This window comes from Bacillus sp. NPDC057893 (assembly GCF_042796455.1).
Lineage (GTDB): Bacteria > Bacillota > Bacilli > Bacillales > Bacillaceae_G > Bacillus_A.
On sequence record NZ_JBHVNG010000007.1, the window covers coordinates 108,999 to 125,038 of the forward strand.

Here is a 16,040-nt window from a genome sequence, read left to right on the forward strand (position 1 = left end):
TTACTATTTCCATATAATTCTATTGACTTCTAAATATTTTGTGAATTAAAATAATTACATAAATATCCGTTATACAGGATTAGGGGGAAACAAAAATGGATACAGCTTTAAAATTAGACAAAGCTGGAGAACAACAATCACCAAAAAAACATCCACCAGGATTATATTTGTTGTTCTTAACAGAAATGTGGGAAAGATTTAGTTATTACGGAATGCGCGGCCTTTTAGTTCTTTATTTAACAACTGCTGCTGTTAGTGGCGGGTTAGGATTTGATAAGGCAGTCGCAGTGCAATTATATGGTACTTTTACAGCGGCAGTATATTTCATGCCAATTATAGGCGGATGGCTAACGGATCATTATATTACAAGACGTCATGCCATTACTCTCGGCGGAATTATTATGGCAATCGGCAACTTTGTACTATTCTCAATGAATACAAAAACAGGACTATTCCTTGGATTAATACTATTAGTTATTGGTAATGGATTCTTCAAACCAAATATTTCTACACTGTTAGGTGAATTGTATGGTGAAAATGATTCACGTCGTGACAGTGCATTTACTATCTTCTATATGGGTATTAACGTAGGTGCTTTCTTCGCTCCACTTATTTGTGGATTTTTAGCAGAAGATTTCTTTAAAACAAGCGCTAATGGCGTTATTGTTATGGGATATAAATACGGATTCTTAGCAGCTTGTATCGGTATGATTATTGGACAAATTGTTTTCAACTTATTAGCTCCTCGTTACCTTGGTAAAGCAGGAACAACAGTTGTCGGTAAAAGATCAAAAAATCAGCCTGTAGTCGAAAAGAAACCTTTAACAAAACAAGAGAAAAATCGTACTTGGGCAATTGTAATTTTAACTTGTTTCGTAGTATTCTTCTGGGCAGGATTTGAACAAGCTGGTAGTTCTCTAACACTTTATACAAATAAATTTGTTGATCGTACAATTTTCGGTTGGGAAGTGCCAACATCTTGGTTCCAATCCGTTAACCCAGCATTCATCGTACTACTTGCACCATTTGTATCTATGCTATGGTTAAAACTTTCTAAAACAAAACGCGGTGATTTAAAAGTGCCAACAAAAATGGCATTTGGTATGATTTTACTAGGTATAGGTTATCTTGTTTTAACATTAGCAGTTCTAAAAACTGGAAGTAGTGAAGCAGATATAACTGTAAAAGCGAATTTATTATTCATCGTTATCACTTATCTCTTCCATACAATTGGTGAGCTATTCTTATCACCAATCGGTCTATCAATGGTAAGTGCAATCGCTCCTGTAAAATTAGCATCATTACTAATGGGGGTATGGTTAGCTGGTACGGGTATGGCTAACTGGTTAGCAGGTAAACTTGCTTCCTTTACACAATCATTAGGATACCTTGAAGTATTTGCAAGTATCGGTATTATCGTTATCATCTTAGGCTTTGTACTTCTTCTCTTCTCTAAAAAAGTTGCAAGTATGATGGAATAACACACAAAAAGACGCTTCTAAAATTAGAAGCGTCTTTTTTATTACTTCTCCTCTAAAGCTGTCACGTCCACATGAACGCTCTCTCCTGGACTGGATACGTCATACACTTGAGCACTCCCCTTCTGCTCATCACAGCTCTCAATCCATACGGGGACTCCCTCATATGTAACATCAATTCTACTTGAAGAAGATAATATCTGTTTCACACGTTTTACATCCATTATATTATTCCTCCTTTGGCTTACAACACTCCTTTCTATCTTTTCATATCCCTTCAGAATATATTCCGTCAATTTAGCACTTCAACCGATAGTTTGTTTCTTTCTAACGCGCTAATATATATGCTCTCAAATCTTCCTATTATTAGACCCTTTCCAAATAAAAAAAGACGTATATTTCACACGTCTTCTTTCCATAATATTCAAAAATTAAGAAAATAATGTTTTTACTACTTCACTTACTTTATCGTTATGAATTTGATAATACACTTCTAACCCGCGTCTCTCAAAGCGTACTACTTTATTTTGCTTTAATTTCGTTAAATGCTGCGAAACAGTTGATTGCGGAATTTCTAATACCTCTTGTAATTGTGTTACATTACATGTTCCACGCTGCATTAGTTCCATTACTAGACGTAGACGAAGTGGATGAGCTAATGCTCTTAACATCTGTACGTCTTCTTCTGAAATACGACAGTCAAATTGGTTTTGGTTCATAAAGTTTCCCTCATTTTCGTTTTTATTTTCTTTATTATTTATTTATATATCTGTTCTTATATTTCCTGTTACGACATAACTTTATCAACCTATAATGCTGAAAAATTTTTCCTCCTTTTATCAGCACACAGTTCAGGAAAAAATCCCTGCTGATTTTGAATATTATACTATATGCTATAAAGAAAAAGCAAAACAAAGGGATAGTAATACTTTGCTTACAAATGTTGATTTATCAGCCTTTTTGTTATATTTTCACCTTACTGAAATGTACAGTAATGATATTGTAAAATACCGTCCATAATTGATAACCTATCGTAAAGTAATTTGACCATATTTAACCACTTTGTTACGATAAAAAGGAAATTTAAATAAAGAGGAGGATGTCATATTAAAAAATGGTTTATTGTTGTTTTCATTAATATTACAATTGGCTGGACTATTATCCATAATTTCCTATTAGACAAAAAAGAAGATATAAATTCAGAATCAAACATTCCAATTGGAACTGAAATTGGTAATATCGCCCCTAATTTCCTTCTAGAAACAATAAAGGGTCAAGAAGTTCACCTTACAGACTATAGAGGAAAAAAAGTAATATTGAACTTTTGGGCAAGCTGGTGTGGTCCATGCAAAACAGAAATGCCTGATATGGAAAAGTTTTATCATGATACAAAGGATAAAGGGATTGAAATTGTCGCTGTAAATGCAACAGCTACTGAAAAAGACCCGAACAATGTAAAACAATTTCTTGAAGAAAACAAATACACCTTCCCCGTCCTATTAGATCAGAAAGGACAAGCAAATTCCGCATATCAAATCATAAGTATTCCAACATCTTTTATCCTTGATACAAACGGTGTCATTCAATATAAACATATAGGACCAATGACATATGAAAAGCTGAAAGAATACATCAATACTTTATAAAAACGTACTCAAATCTATTAGAGTACGTTTTTTTGTCTACTTTATGAACAACATGTTACTTTTAACACTATTATGGAATAATTATACTTTTTTACGTTGACAATAGTGTTGAAGGAGAATATACTAAGCATGTAAGTTGTTTGTGAATAGTTTCACAAATAATGTGAATTTCTTCACATATAAATAGATAGGAGTTGTCATCATTATGAGTACTTGGACACAAATTTATGACCCGTTAAACAACATTTGGTTATCTGCACTAATCGCTGCACTCCCAATTTTTTGCTTCATTATTTGTTTAGTGGGATTCAAAATGAAAGGTTATATCGCTGGTCTCTATAGTGTAATTGTAGCTATTATTCTTGCAATATTTGTTTATAAAATGCCAGCAACTATGGCCGTAGCATCTGCCGGATTTGGTGTTTTATCTGGATTTTATCCAATTTGTACTATTGTTATCGCAGCTATTTTCCTTTATAAATTAACTGTTAAAACAGAACAATTCAATGTCATTCGTGATAGTATTTCAAGCATTACAAATGATCAACGTTTACAAGTATTATTAATTGCTTATTCTTTCGGTGCTTTCTTAGAAGGCGCAGCTGGTTTCGGTGTTCCAGTTGCTATTACAGCAGCATTACTTGTAGGTATGGGCTTTAATCCATTAAAAGCAGCAGGTATTTGCTTAGTAGCTAATATCGCTGGTGGTGCTATGGGTGCTATGGGTATTCCAGTTACAGTACCTGCACAATTAACTCAAATTGATGCATTAACTGTCGGTCGTCAAACTGTTTATATTTTACCATTCATTAGCATTGTTTTACCTTTCTTACTTGTTTCAATGGTCGATGGAATTAAAGGTATTAAAGAAACTTGGCAAGGTATTCTTGTAAGTGGTGTTTCTTTCGCAATTACTCAATTCCTTGTAACTTATTTCTTAGGTGCAGAACTTACTAATATTTTCGCAGCCGTTGTAAGTATGGTCTCTCTTGCATTATTCTTACGTGTGTGGCAACCAAAATCTTCTGCTAAAGAAGAAAAACAAGAAGAAAAAGAATCTCATACATTCAATCAAATTTTATATGCTTGGTCTCCATTCGTATTCTTAACTGTATTTGTAACAATCTTTAATTTAAAACCAATTAAAGCTTTATTTGCTCCGGATGGTCCATTGGCAAACTTAGTATTTAACATTCAATTCCCTGGTCTTCATAATGCGGTTATGAAAACTGCACCAATTACAAAGGCTGATACACCTTTCGCAGCTATTTTCAAACTAGATGTATTCTCTTCTACAACTACTGCGATTGTATTAGCAATTATCGTTTCACTTATCGTCTACCGCGTAAACGGCAAAATGATTAAAGAATTAATGATCGAAACAATAAAAGAATTAAAAGTTCCAGTATATACAATTTGTAGCGTTATCGCTTTAGCTTACGTAGAGAACTACTCTGGTATGTCATCTACACTTGGACTTGCATTCTCTTCTACAGGAAATGCATTCCCAGTTCTTTCTCCAATTTTAGGATGGATTGGCGTATTCATTACAGGTTCAGTCGTATCAAGTGGTTCATTATTCGCACCACTTCAAGCAGTAACTGCCGATCAGTTAAACCTCGTTCCATCTACTCTCGTTTCATTAAACGTAGTTGGTGGTACAATCGCAAAAATGGTTTCACCACAATCTGTAGCAGTTGCTTGTGCAGCAGTTGGACTAGTTGGTCAAGAATCTGCCTTATTTAAAACAGTGATGAAATATAGTTTAATCTTCTTAGCTATTATTAGCTTACTTCAACTTAACTCTGTATTTAATATCTTTTAAAATAAAACACCGATCCCTATATAAGGGGGATCGGTGTTTTATTTTATACTTTTTTATTTTTTAATAAAGATGCACCAGCAATTTCAGGATGCGTCATTTCGTATGGATCCAAAATAATATCAAGCTCTTCTGCTGTCAGTACACCATGTTCTAAACATAGCTCCCTAACAGATTTTCCTGTCGCAATTGCTTCACGTGCAATGCGAGAAGCTGCTTCATAACCAATATGAGGGTTCACCGCTGTAATAACTCCAACACTTTTTTCAACATATTGCTTAAGCAACTCTTCATTCGCTGTAATTCCTTTAATACAATATTCACGGAATACACGGAATCCATTGTTCATAATACTGATGGATTGAATTAAATTAAATACTAATACCGGCTCCATTACATTTAACTCTAATTGTCCAGCTTCTGACGCTAAGCAAATTGTATGGTCATTTCCAATTACTTGGAAAGCAACTTGGTTAATTACTTCTGCCATAACTGGATTTACTTTACCCGGCATAATAGATGAACCTGGTTGACGAGCTGGTAATTGAATTTCCGCCAACCCAACACGTGGACCAGACGCCATAATACGAAGGTCATTTGCAATTTTAGACATATTCATCATACATACTTTTAGTGCTGCAGATACTTCTGTATACGCATCTGTGTTTTGCGTCGCATCAACTAAGTGCTCTGCACCAACAAGAGGGAAACCACTAAAAGTTCGTAAATGCTCCACAACTTGTTCTATATAAGTAGGGTTTGCATTTAATCCCGTACCGACAGCTGTCGCACCCATATTAACTTCGTATAAATGTTGACGAGACTGTTTAATTCTTTTTATATCACGCTCTAGTACTCTGCTATATGCTTCAAATTCTTGTCCAAGGCGAATTGGAACTGCATCTTGCAAATGTGTACGCCCCATTTTAATAACGTGATCAAATTCTTTTGCTTTATCATGAAAAGCAGAGTGAAGTTCTTCCATTGTAACAAGAAGTTCTTCCAGCATCATAAGAGTTGCAATATGAATCCCAGTTGGGAACGCATCATTTGTTGATTGGGCCATGTTCACATGAGTGTTTGGACTAATTTTCGCATATTCACCTTTTTCGTATCCCATACGTTCTAACGCTCTATTAGCAATCACTTCATTAGTATTCATATTAATTGAAGTACCTGCCCCGCCCTGAATTGGGTCTACAATGAATTGATCATGGAACTTTCCATCTACAATCTCTTGTGCAGCTTCTGCAATTTCTTGTCCGATATCTTTAGCTAAGTAACCTGTATCTATATTCGCAAGCGCTGCCGCTTTTTTTACAATTGCCATTGCCGTAATGAGTGACGGATGAATGCGATATCCTGTAATCGGAAAGTTTTCTACGGCACGTAATGTTTGTACACCATAATAAGCTACACTCGGTACTTCCTTTTCACCTAAAAAATCTTTTTCTATACGTATATCCTTCGTTGCTATCATTTTTCATCACCTATACTTTTCATTCTAAATCCTTGTCTAAAGAATTCGCCCTATAAAATACGAGTATCATTCAAAGAATTCTTCATTATCCACCTTCACTATATAGTACCTTTTTTGAAAGCGCAAACATTTATTTTTCTATATATACTTTTTATTAAAGTTTATATAATAGAAAATCCATTCATTCTTCTACTTTCTTTATTTCAACTCGCTTAATTTGATGCATATCCTTTTCAAGAACTTTAAAAGAAAAGCCGTGTTTCTCAATAATATCCCCCTCAGCAACGATTTGCTTTTGTACCATAATCCAACCACCAATTGTATCAACATCATCAGCGACCAAATGTATGCCAAATAAATCATTTACTTCGCTAATAAGCACTTTTCCCTCTACAATTTTACATCCTTCACTTATGTGTTCGATAGGCGGGTGTTCATCTTCATCGTATTCATCTCGAATTTCTCCAACAATTTCTTCTAAAATATCTTCTAGCGTGACAATGCCTGCTGTGCCACCATATTCATCATATAATACAGCTAATGGAATACGCCTTCTTTGCATTTGCAATAGTAAATCATGGATTGGGATATTTTCTAACACTTCAATAACTGGACGTGTATATGGTGTAATCGAACACTCTTCATCTCGATTACCATCCATATAACGAATAAATAGGTCCTTTACATTAACCATCCCAATAATTTCATCTTTATCTTCACCAAATACTGGATATCTCGTATATTTTTCTTGTGCGATTACTTTAATATGTGTCTCAAACGGCTCATCTTCATATAAGCCAACAACTTCAGTACGAGGTACCATAATTTCCTTTGCTACCCTGTTATCAAATTCAAAGATGTTATTTACATATTTAAATTCAGTTTGATTAATCTCGCCACTCTCATAACTCTCAGACAAGATTAATCTTAGTTCCTCCTCTGAATGCGCAACTTCATGTTCAGAAGCAGGATGTAAACCAAATAAGCCTGTCACAAATCGTGCAGAGCCATTTAAAGCCCAAATAAATGGGTACATAACTCGGTAAAAATAAATAAGGGGCTTTGATAATAATAAGCTAACTTGCTCTGACCTTTGTATAGCCAATGTCTTTGGAGCAAGTTCCCCAATGACAACATGTAAAAATGTAATCACTGCAAAGGCAATAATAAATGAAATTGTACTAGCAATGGCAGGAGATAATTGTAATTTTAAGAACAATGGCTCGAGTAAATGTTTTATAGTCGGCTCTCCTAACCACCCAAGCCCTAAAGCAGTAATCGTAATACCTAGCTGACATGCTGATAAATACTCATCTAAATTTGCAGTTACTTTTTTAGCAGCCAATGCACCTCGTCTTTTTTCACTAACGAGTTGATCAATGCGACTGCTACGCACCTTAATAATTGCAAACTCAACAGCCACAAAAAAAGCTGTTAATGCAATAAGAATGGCTACCATCAATAATTTTAAAATATCCACATATGTCCTTTAGCTTTCTTAGCTAAAGTTACACCTCCTTTTAAAAAGAAGTTTCACTTTAGTTTCTTCAATTATTAGAAAGCAACCCTATATAAAATTCACCAATTTTCAAACCTCATACAATTCTAAAGGTAAACCGTCAGGGTCTTGGAAAAAGACGAATTTTTTTCCCGTTATCTCATCGACACGTATCAATTCCGTCTCAACATCGCATCGTTTTAAATGTTTAACAGCATCTTCTATATCAGTAACCGCAAAAGCTAAATGTCTAAGTCCAGCAGCCTCTGGAAAGCTTGCGCGGTCAGGCGGACTTGGAAATGAAAATAATTCAATTTGATACTCTCCTCCTACACATAAATCTAACTTATACGAATTTCGTTCCTTTCTATATACTTCATTCTTCACTTTGAAACCTAATATTCGTGTATAAAAATCCTTTGACACTTCATAATTTGAACAAATAATTGCAACGTGATGTATTCTACATATATTCATGATTCCTCTATTCCTCTCTTTACCAAACATGCATATTCTCACTTTAAATGAAAAACATATATATCAGAATATCTCTTTTAGGGGGCTTATTATGAAATTTATCACTTTTTTCGTTGGACTTATCGTTGTTTTTTTCCTTGCCTACATTGCTAGCAACAATAAAAAACACATTAAATTCAAACCAATTTTCATCATGCTTATTATACAGGTAATTTTAACCTATTTATTATTAAATACAGAAGTTGGCCTCATACTTATTACGATAATTTCCAACCTGTTTACGAGGCTACTTGAATATGCTGCCAGTGGTATAAACTTTGTATTTGGCGGTCTTGCAAATAAAGGGGAAATGTCATTTTTCCTTACTGTATTATTACCGATTGTCTTTATTTCCGTCTTAATTGGTATATTACAACATTTCAAAATACTACCATTTTTTATTCATTGGATTGGTTTCTTTCTTAGCAAGATAAATGGTCTTGGGAAATTAGAATCTTACAATGCCATCGCTTCCGCTATTGTCGGCCAATCAGAAGTTTTTATTACGGTAAAAAAGCAATTAGCTCAAATTCCAAAACACCGTCTTTATACACTTTGTGCATCAGCCATGTCAACAGTATCTATGTCTATCGTAGGTGCCTATATGACGATGATTGAACCTAAATATGTAGTAACCGCACTCGTTCTCAATTTATTTAGCGGTTTTATTATCGTACTCATCATTAACCCTTACGACGTTAAAGATGAAGAAGATATTTTGGAAATAAAAGGTGAAAAGCAAAGTTTCTTTGAAATGCTTGGCGAATATATTCTTGATGGTTTCCGGGTAGCCATTGTCGTCGGTGCTATGCTCATCGGATTCGTAGCATTAATTAGCTGCATTAATGACCTATTCCTCATTATATTCGGCATTACTTTTCAGCAATTAATCGGCTACGTATTTGCTCCTATTGCATTTCTTATCGGTGTACCAAGTTCTGAAATTGTCGCAGCTGGTAGCATTATGGCAACGAAGCTTGTAACAAATGAATTTGTAGCAATGATGGATCTTAGTAAAATTTCCAGCACTCTTTCTATCCGTACAGTTGGTATTATTTCTGTCTTCCTCGTTTCTTTTGCCAACTTTTCTTCCATTGGAATTATTTCCGGTGCGGTAAAAGGGTTAAACGAAGAACAAGGAAATGTTGTTGCCCGCTTCGGCCTAAAATTACTATATGGCGCTACTCTTGTTAGCATTTTATCTGCAATTATTGTAAGTATTATGCTTTAATTAGGAAAAATTTTATCATTTTCTTATCCCTGTCTTTTGTATACAATAACGAATAGATGTCTTATAAATAATCAAGACATCTATTTTTTATACATGTACAATACCTTTTATTTAGCGTACAATATTTTTTATGTGTTTTAATACGCTTCTAGATGTATACACTTTGATTGTTTTAAAGGAGAAAAAATGATGACATCCGACATTAACAACGAAACTCGAGCCAAAAAAGGACGTTCCAAGAAAAAGCGCCTACTTTGGTTCATTCTTATCCCCTTACTTATTGTAGCAATGGGAGCAGGAGGCTATTCCTTCCATATATACAGTAAAGCAAAATCCGTCTTAAGCAACGCCTATTCTGAACTCGGCCGAGGAGATAAATCCAGCAAGCGTGAAAAAGCTGTTAAACCTATGACTGACAATATTTCTGTCCTGATTATGGGTGTTGATGAAAGTGATATCAGAGAAAAAGGTTACGGAAAAGCGACTCGTACAGATGCATTATTACTTGCAACAATTAATAAAAATGATAAATCTGTTAAACTAGTCAGCATTCCACGTGATTCACGCGTCTACATTAAATCACGTGATAAATATGATAAAATTACACATGCACACGTATTTGGTGGTGTAGACAGCACAATTGATACAGTAGAAAACTTTTTAGATGTCCCAGTTGATTACTATGTAAAATTTAATTTCAAATCCTTTATCAAGATCGTTGATTCTCTAGGTGGTATAACTGTCGACGTTCCAGTTGAGTTCACAGAACAAAATAGTAGCGACGAAGCAGATGCGATTCACCTAAAAAAAGGGCGTCAACATTTAAATGGAGAAGAAGCACTTGCACTAGCTAGAACTCGCCATATTGACAGTGATTATATGCGCGGTCAACGACAACAACTTGTTTTAGAAGCTATTGCTGAAAAAGCACTATCTCTCAATTCCATTAATAAAATCGGAAGCCTATTAGATGCTGTCGATACAGACTTAAAAACAAATTTAACTTTTGATGATATGATGACTATTGCAAAAAATTCAATGAATTCAAATTTAAAAATGGATAAATTGCAAGTGGAAGGTACTGATAAATATATAGGTGGTATTTATTATTACGTTCCAAACGAAAAAAGTGTTAATGATATCTCGACAACACTTCAAGAACATCTCGGTGTTACGAATAAAAATGAGCATAAAAAATTATAATAAAAAGGCTGCTAGATTTTTCTAAGCAGCCTTTTTATTATAATTTTCAACATATTTCTCATGCATATTGTGACAAAAAGAGACAATTATTACAACAGTGTAACATTTTTTATGAAAACATTACACGTATAGTGAAAATAATAGTATACTAGTACGTACATAATGTTATTTTCATCATTTTTATACAAAAAATGTAATACATATATTTATACAAATTTTTCTGGGGGGAAATAAATGAAGCTAAGCAAAATACTGATTGGTTCCGCTATTGCTGGTGGCATATTACTTTGTGTTGGTGGTATTGGTGGATATCAATATGTATCCAAATTAAATAATCAACTAAATACAACTGCACTACCAAACACTACATTTGAAGGTATTTCTCTTGAGGGAAAAAATAAAGCAGATATTCAAACCATTGTTAATCAAAAGGTGAATGAATTAAATCAAAAATCTCTTAACTACGTATTCCAAAATGATAAACAAAATTACACATGGAAAGATTTAGGAGTAGATTATAAAGAGAAGGATATTGTCAACAATATCTTTAAAGAACAAGAAGGAAACGTAATGAATCGTTACAACATGCGTAAGCAAGCTGAAAACGGTGAAGTAAAACGTGACTATAAATTAACACCACAATTAAATACAACAACTTATGAAACCTTTATAAAGGATAAATATAATGACACATTAAAAAATCCTGTCAACGCCGAATTAAGTGTTGAAGGCCCTACAGTGAATATTAGCCAAAGTCAAAATGGGGAAAAAATTGATAAAGGACAATTAACCGCTTTAACGAATCAAGCTATTACTTCTGGCACATCCGATGTGGCATTACCAGTTACACCAATAAAACCTGAACGTTCTACAGAAGATATACAACAAATGGGGATTAAAGAAGTGATTGCTGAATACTCTACCCCAATGGCTGGCCGTAATGGAAATCAGTCCTATAACGTAAATAAGTCAGCTACTACTTTAAGTGGAGTTATTGTAGCACCTGATGAAACGTTTAGTTTTAATGGCCGTGTTGGCGTAACTGATGCTGCACATGGTTATAAATCCGCAGCAGTATATTCACAAGGTAAAGTTATACAAAGTGCAGGCGGAGGCGTTTGCCAAGTAAGTAGTACTTTATATAGCGCAGCTTTAAGGGCAGATTTAGGAATTGTTTCTCGAAGCAATCATTCTATGCCCGTAAATTATTTACCACTTGGGCAAGATGCAGCAGTGGCAGATTATGGTCCGGATTTACAATTTAAAAACAATACAGGTAAGCATATTTACATTCAAGCATTTTCAAATGGCGGCAGTATTACTACACGTATTTTCGGTACGAATACTGGTAAAAATGTTGAAGTTTCTTCTCAAGTAATTAGTAATACTGGTGATAAAATAACAGCGGTTACGTATAAAAAAGTAACACAAAACGGTGAAGTAATATCAAATGGACAAATTTCAAAAAGCGTATATAAAAGTGCCCCAAAACAATGAGATAATATCAAACGGACAAATTTCAAAAAGCGTATACAAAAAGGCGTGATTTACTCACGCCTTTTTCTTTTGCAATAATAGTAAAAAAGTTTCAAGATGGTCCTTCGTTTCTTCTAAAGACCACATACGATTCCCTTGCTTCGCAGCTAATACGCACACTTCTTCCCACGCGTTCTTTTTCTTCATATTTACTAATTCATCGCGTAATTTCAAAACAATTTCTTCGTCTTCTTGCTCTATAAACTCTTCCATCACGCTTACTATTTCATCCTCATGAATACTTAACGTACAGTACGATTTAAGAAAGTATTGTAATGTTGGATACATATATACTCCCCCCTTTATTTATCTGATGGATAAGAAGTAATAATCTTAAATCCTAGATCTCCTGATTTATCTCTCGCTAAAACAGTAACAGTCTTTACTAGTTTGTCTTTTACATTCATATTTTTCTTTATTACCGTTTTTCCAACTGGAAATGAATGAGTTGTATTCAATACAAGACGAGCCTCTTTAGAGTTTTTCAACCAGTCCTGAATTTCTTTATCATGTTGTTTTAAACTATCTTTCACAGCCTTTGTCGCTGTTTCCTTATCATAGTATGTACTTGCCGCTGAAACTTTATCTGTCTTCAAACGATTCTTCAAATCCTCTTCTGATTTGCCTACATGCCTTTCAATCGTATGACCATTTTTAGGTGGCCCTTCCATTTCATCTAAAATATTGTCACTAATTTTTTCTACTGATGTAGAATGATCCTCTTTTGGTTTTTCTGTTTTTTGTTCTTTTCCTGCACATCCACTTAAAATCAGCATTAGTGCCAATAAACTACTCAAGAAAAGACTACTTAATCGTTTCATCGTATCACCTCTTCCATGATTATTATCGTAACTCCACTAAAAGTCAATTTCACAAAGAAAAAATGGATACAATTTTAAAATCCCTCATTCATTTCGCTATATTTTCCAATCCACTTTCATCAAATCACTGTTTTTCGCCCACCTTAAAATATACCCCCGTGTTTTTTAAATTATTTCCCGGATAAAAACACCAATCATAATACTCCAAAAACCCTTTGAATATAGTATTTATGGAGTATTCTTTAAACGAACTAAATATACCCCTAGTTTTATATACCCAATACCTATATAAGGTATACAAGTACCTTTCTATCAACTGTTTTCTACATTATGTGAATTTACACTTGCCTATACAATGGAAATATGGTGTAATGCAAAAAAAGATAAAGGATTTTATACGATGGCTGAAACAATTCAAAACTTCTTAACAGACTATTATTCAATCGCAATTCCACTTAGTATCTTAATCAACATCATCATCAGTCTTTTAGGTTTTATCCCTAGTATTTTTTTGACCGCCATTAATATACAGCTCTTCGGTGTAACAAATGGCACAATCATTTCGATTGCAGGTGAGGCATTAGGGGCTATTATCTCGTTTTATATTTATCGTATAGGCCTTCAGAAGTTCACTCTCGATAAAGTAAATAAGTATCCAAAGGTAGAACGCCTTCTTTACGTAGAAGGCAGAGAGGCATTTCTACTAGTCCTATCTTTTCGTTTTATTCCTTTCATTCCGTCCAGTATCGTTACTTTATTTGCAGCTCTTGGCAAAATGTCATTACTCTCTTTCAGTATTGCCAGCACAATAGGGAAAATACCGGCCTTATTGATTGAAGTATATTCTGCATATCATGTCATAAATGGAACAAATGAAGCGAAGTGGATTGTAACAATCGCGGGTTGCGTTGGATTATTTTATTTGTGGAAAAAATGGAGAAAAAAATAAAGAAGGAGCATAGGCTCCTTCTTTATTTTTTGAAGTATATTCTATTAATATATACCTCTTACGAATAGAAATATCTTAGTTTACACCAACAGCACTAAATGATTGCTTAACTGCTGTTACTTCAGCAGAACTCGCACCATATAAATCAGCAGCAGCTTGTACTGCGCCAGCACGAGCTTGACTAAATGTAGTAGATTGCGTGAAATACTGTGTATTTGCACGGTAGTAAATCGCACCTAATTTATCTTTACCAATACCAGCTACAGTCACACCAGAATGCGTACCACCATTTGCTAACAAATAAGCTTGTTTGTTAATAATGCCACTGTTTGTATGAACTCCACCGTTATCACTTGAACCAGTGTAACGCTTAGAATAATGGTCTGGATCACCATATTTCGTTGGATCACTCATAGAACGCAGTGCATCTCCTGCTTTACCAGGTGTATAAATATCTTCACCAATCTCCCAATCTGGGTTACGGTTATCATAGAATTCTACTAACGTACCAAAAATATCAGAAATTGCTTCATTTAATGCTCCTGATTCATTTTGATAAATTAAATTCGAGCTATTTTCCGTAACCGCATGCGTTAATTCGTGACCAATTACGTCAATACCACCAGATAATGAAGTGAATGTTACACCATCACCATCTCCGTATACCATTTGCGAACCGTTCCAGAATGCATTATTATACTTACTTCCGTAATGAACAGTTGATTTTAATGGTGCTCCTGCATCATTAATAGAGTTTCTGTTAAATGTATCTTTATAATAATCATATGTTTTACCTGCATAGTAATGAGCATCAACTGCCGCTGCATCATACGCTGCATTGAAAACATTATCTGCATCTGCCCATAATGTTCCTGGTAATGTTGAGCGATTTTTCGCATCATATGTGAAAATTGTTGCTCCGCGCGTATTATCTTGCAAGTAGTAAGATGACCCAGATAACGTTGTATTAAGCGATTTCGTATCTCCTAACACTCCAATACCTGTCCCTACTTTATTCGTTCCTGTTACAGGCTTTACAACCGCTTTAGCATCCTGTTTAGGAGCATCTTGTTTAACAGGTGACTTATCATCATTCGTCACATGATCAATTGTATTATATTTATTTAATACTTTACCGCTGTCTGCCTCAATGAAATAGTAGTAGTTTCCTGGGCTTGGATCTAAGAAGTTTAAATTTACAACGTATGCATATGTTGTTTCTTCACCGTTTTGATATACATATAAGTCCGCTTTTGGATCCACCTCATATTTAGGTGTTACTCCTAAATCTTGTTGCGCGATTTCAATTGCTTTTGCGCCTTCAATCTTATTTTTGTTTTTCAACTTTTCCTTCTTGTCTAAATCAGGCGCAACTGTTCCAGACAGTACTTTTAAAGAACCATCTTTACTTACGTGAGCTACTTGAGTAGACCCCCATACAGGTACTCCCTCGTAAACTTGTTGCATACGCACTACCGTTGAATCAGTTACTGCATCTTTCTTCACTTGTTTCACTTTGAAAGAATCTTGCGCACTCTTTTCCCCTAGCTTATAATCACCTTTTGCCGCGTTTAAGTAATCAAACACAACAGATTCCGCTTTCTTGCCAGTCGCTCCAGTTAGATCACCAGAAATAAATTCAGGTGACTGCACCGTCTCATTGTACTTCTTCGTAGAGAGTACATTTTTAGAATCCGCAAACGCAGAGCCTGTCCCTCCAAATGTTGTAACTGCCATTCCTGTCGCTAAAACTAATGCTAAACTCTTCCTTTTCATATAACCTTCCCCCTAATAAAAAATTTTTGAAAAAGAGTAATTTCATATTAGCATTATGTTTTCACTATTAATATACTAAAAATT

15 protein-coding genes are annotated in these 16,040 nt (G+C 34.6%); 7 read left to right on the forward strand and 8 right to left on the reverse strand.

What is annotated here, in order from left to right:
• Positions 1-95 precede the first annotated feature (95 nt).
• Positions 96-1,481, forward strand: a complete 1,386-nt coding sequence (locus ACFVQC_RS24045) for a peptide MFS transporter (RefSeq protein WP_003187347.1) — start codon at positions 96-98, stop codon at positions 1,479-1,481.
• A gap of 41 nt (positions 1,482-1,522) precedes the next feature.
• On the opposite strand, the gene ACFVQC_RS24050 is transcribed toward ACFVQC_RS24045, so the two are convergent.
• Both ACFVQC_RS24050 and ACFVQC_RS24055 read right to left on the reverse strand, forming a co-directional pair.
• Positions 1,523-1,702, reverse strand: a complete 180-nt coding sequence (locus tag ACFVQC_RS24050) for an acid-soluble spore protein H (protein ID WP_377899436.1) — start codon at positions 1,700-1,702, stop codon at positions 1,523-1,525.
• A 207-nt stretch (positions 1,703-1,909) separates the two neighbouring features.
• Positions 1,910-2,197: an ArsR/SmtB family transcription factor gene (locus ACFVQC_RS24055; protein WP_001075217.1), complete on the reverse strand. Its 288-nt coding sequence runs from the start codon at positions 2,195-2,197 to the stop codon at positions 1,910-1,912.
• 519 nt (positions 2,198-2,716) lie between these two features.
• Here ACFVQC_RS24055 and ACFVQC_RS24060 point away from each other — a divergent pair.
• Positions 2,717-3,124, forward strand: a complete 408-nt coding sequence (locus tag ACFVQC_RS24060) for a TlpA disulfide reductase family protein (RefSeq protein WP_377899467.1) — start codon at positions 2,717-2,719, stop codon at positions 3,122-3,124.
• A 205-nt stretch (positions 3,125-3,329) separates the two neighbouring features.
• Entirely contained in the window at positions 3,330-4,949 is a 1,620-nt protein-coding gene (locus ACFVQC_RS24065; RefSeq protein WP_377899437.1) for an L-lactate permease, read from the forward strand.
• 43 nt (positions 4,950-4,992) lie between these two features.
• Here ACFVQC_RS24065 and aspA read toward each other — a convergent pair whose 3' ends face one another.
• From aspA to gloA2, 3 genes are all read right to left on the reverse strand, one after another.
• Positions 4,993-6,426, reverse strand: a complete 1,434-nt coding sequence (aspA, locus tag ACFVQC_RS24070; RefSeq protein ID WP_377899438.1) for an aspartate ammonia-lyase — start codon at positions 6,424-6,426, stop codon at positions 4,993-4,995.
• A 181-nt stretch (positions 6,427-6,607) separates the two neighbouring features.
• Positions 6,608-7,906, reverse strand: a complete 1,299-nt coding sequence (locus tag ACFVQC_RS24075; RefSeq protein WP_377899440.1) for a hemolysin family protein — start codon at positions 7,904-7,906, stop codon at positions 6,608-6,610.
• Positions 7,907-8,014: 108 nt separating this feature from the next.
• The gene (gloA2, locus tag ACFVQC_RS24080; protein WP_377890152.1) at positions 8,015-8,401 is read right to left on the reverse strand and encodes an SMU1112c/YaeR family gloxylase I-like metalloprotein; all 387 of its coding nucleotides are present in this window, start codon (positions 8,399-8,401) and stop codon (positions 8,015-8,017) included.
• A gap of 91 nt (positions 8,402-8,492) precedes the next feature.
• Here gloA2 and ACFVQC_RS24085 point away from each other — a divergent pair, with 91 nt between their 5' ends.
• From ACFVQC_RS24085 to ACFVQC_RS24095, 3 genes are all read left to right on the forward strand, one after another.
• Positions 8,493-9,671, forward strand: coding sequence for a NupC/NupG family nucleoside CNT transporter (locus tag ACFVQC_RS24085; RefSeq protein ID WP_377899441.1), 1,179 nt, complete (start codon positions 8,493-8,495; stop codon positions 9,669-9,671).
• Between the two features lie 186 nt (positions 9,672-9,857).
• Positions 9,858-10,874: an LCP family glycopolymer transferase gene (locus ACFVQC_RS24090; RefSeq protein WP_377890155.1), complete on the forward strand. Its 1,017-nt coding sequence runs from the start codon at positions 9,858-9,860 to the stop codon at positions 10,872-10,874.
• A 234-nt stretch (positions 10,875-11,108) separates the two neighbouring features.
• Positions 11,109-12,371, forward strand: coding sequence for a VanW family protein (locus tag ACFVQC_RS24095; protein ID WP_377899443.1), 1,263 nt, complete (start codon positions 11,109-11,111; stop codon positions 12,369-12,371).
• 54 nt (positions 12,372-12,425) lie between these two features.
• Here ACFVQC_RS24095 and ACFVQC_RS24100 read toward each other — a convergent pair whose 3' ends face one another.
• Positions 12,426-12,698: a hypothetical protein gene (locus ACFVQC_RS24100; protein WP_377890159.1), complete on the reverse strand. Its 273-nt coding sequence runs from the start codon at positions 12,696-12,698 to the stop codon at positions 12,426-12,428.
• Between the two features lie 14 nt (positions 12,699-12,712).
• Entirely contained in the window at positions 12,713-13,231 is a 519-nt protein-coding gene (locus ACFVQC_RS24105; RefSeq protein ID WP_002204496.1) for an RNase A-like domain-containing lipoprotein, read from the reverse strand.
• A gap of 400 nt (positions 13,232-13,631) precedes the next feature.
• Between ACFVQC_RS24105 and ACFVQC_RS24110 the strand changes: the two genes are divergently transcribed.
• Positions 13,632-14,180, forward strand: coding sequence for a TVP38/TMEM64 family protein (locus tag ACFVQC_RS24110; protein WP_131231961.1), 549 nt, complete (start codon positions 13,632-13,634; stop codon positions 14,178-14,180).
• A gap of 75 nt (positions 14,181-14,255) precedes the next feature.
• Here the strand turns inward: ACFVQC_RS24110 and ACFVQC_RS24115 are convergent, their stop codons facing one another.
• On the reverse strand, positions 14,256-15,956 hold the full coding sequence (locus ACFVQC_RS24115) for a M4 family metallopeptidase (protein WP_377899444.1): 1,701 nt from the start codon (positions 15,954-15,956) through the stop codon (positions 14,256-14,258).
• Positions 15,957-16,040 lie beyond the last annotated feature (84 nt).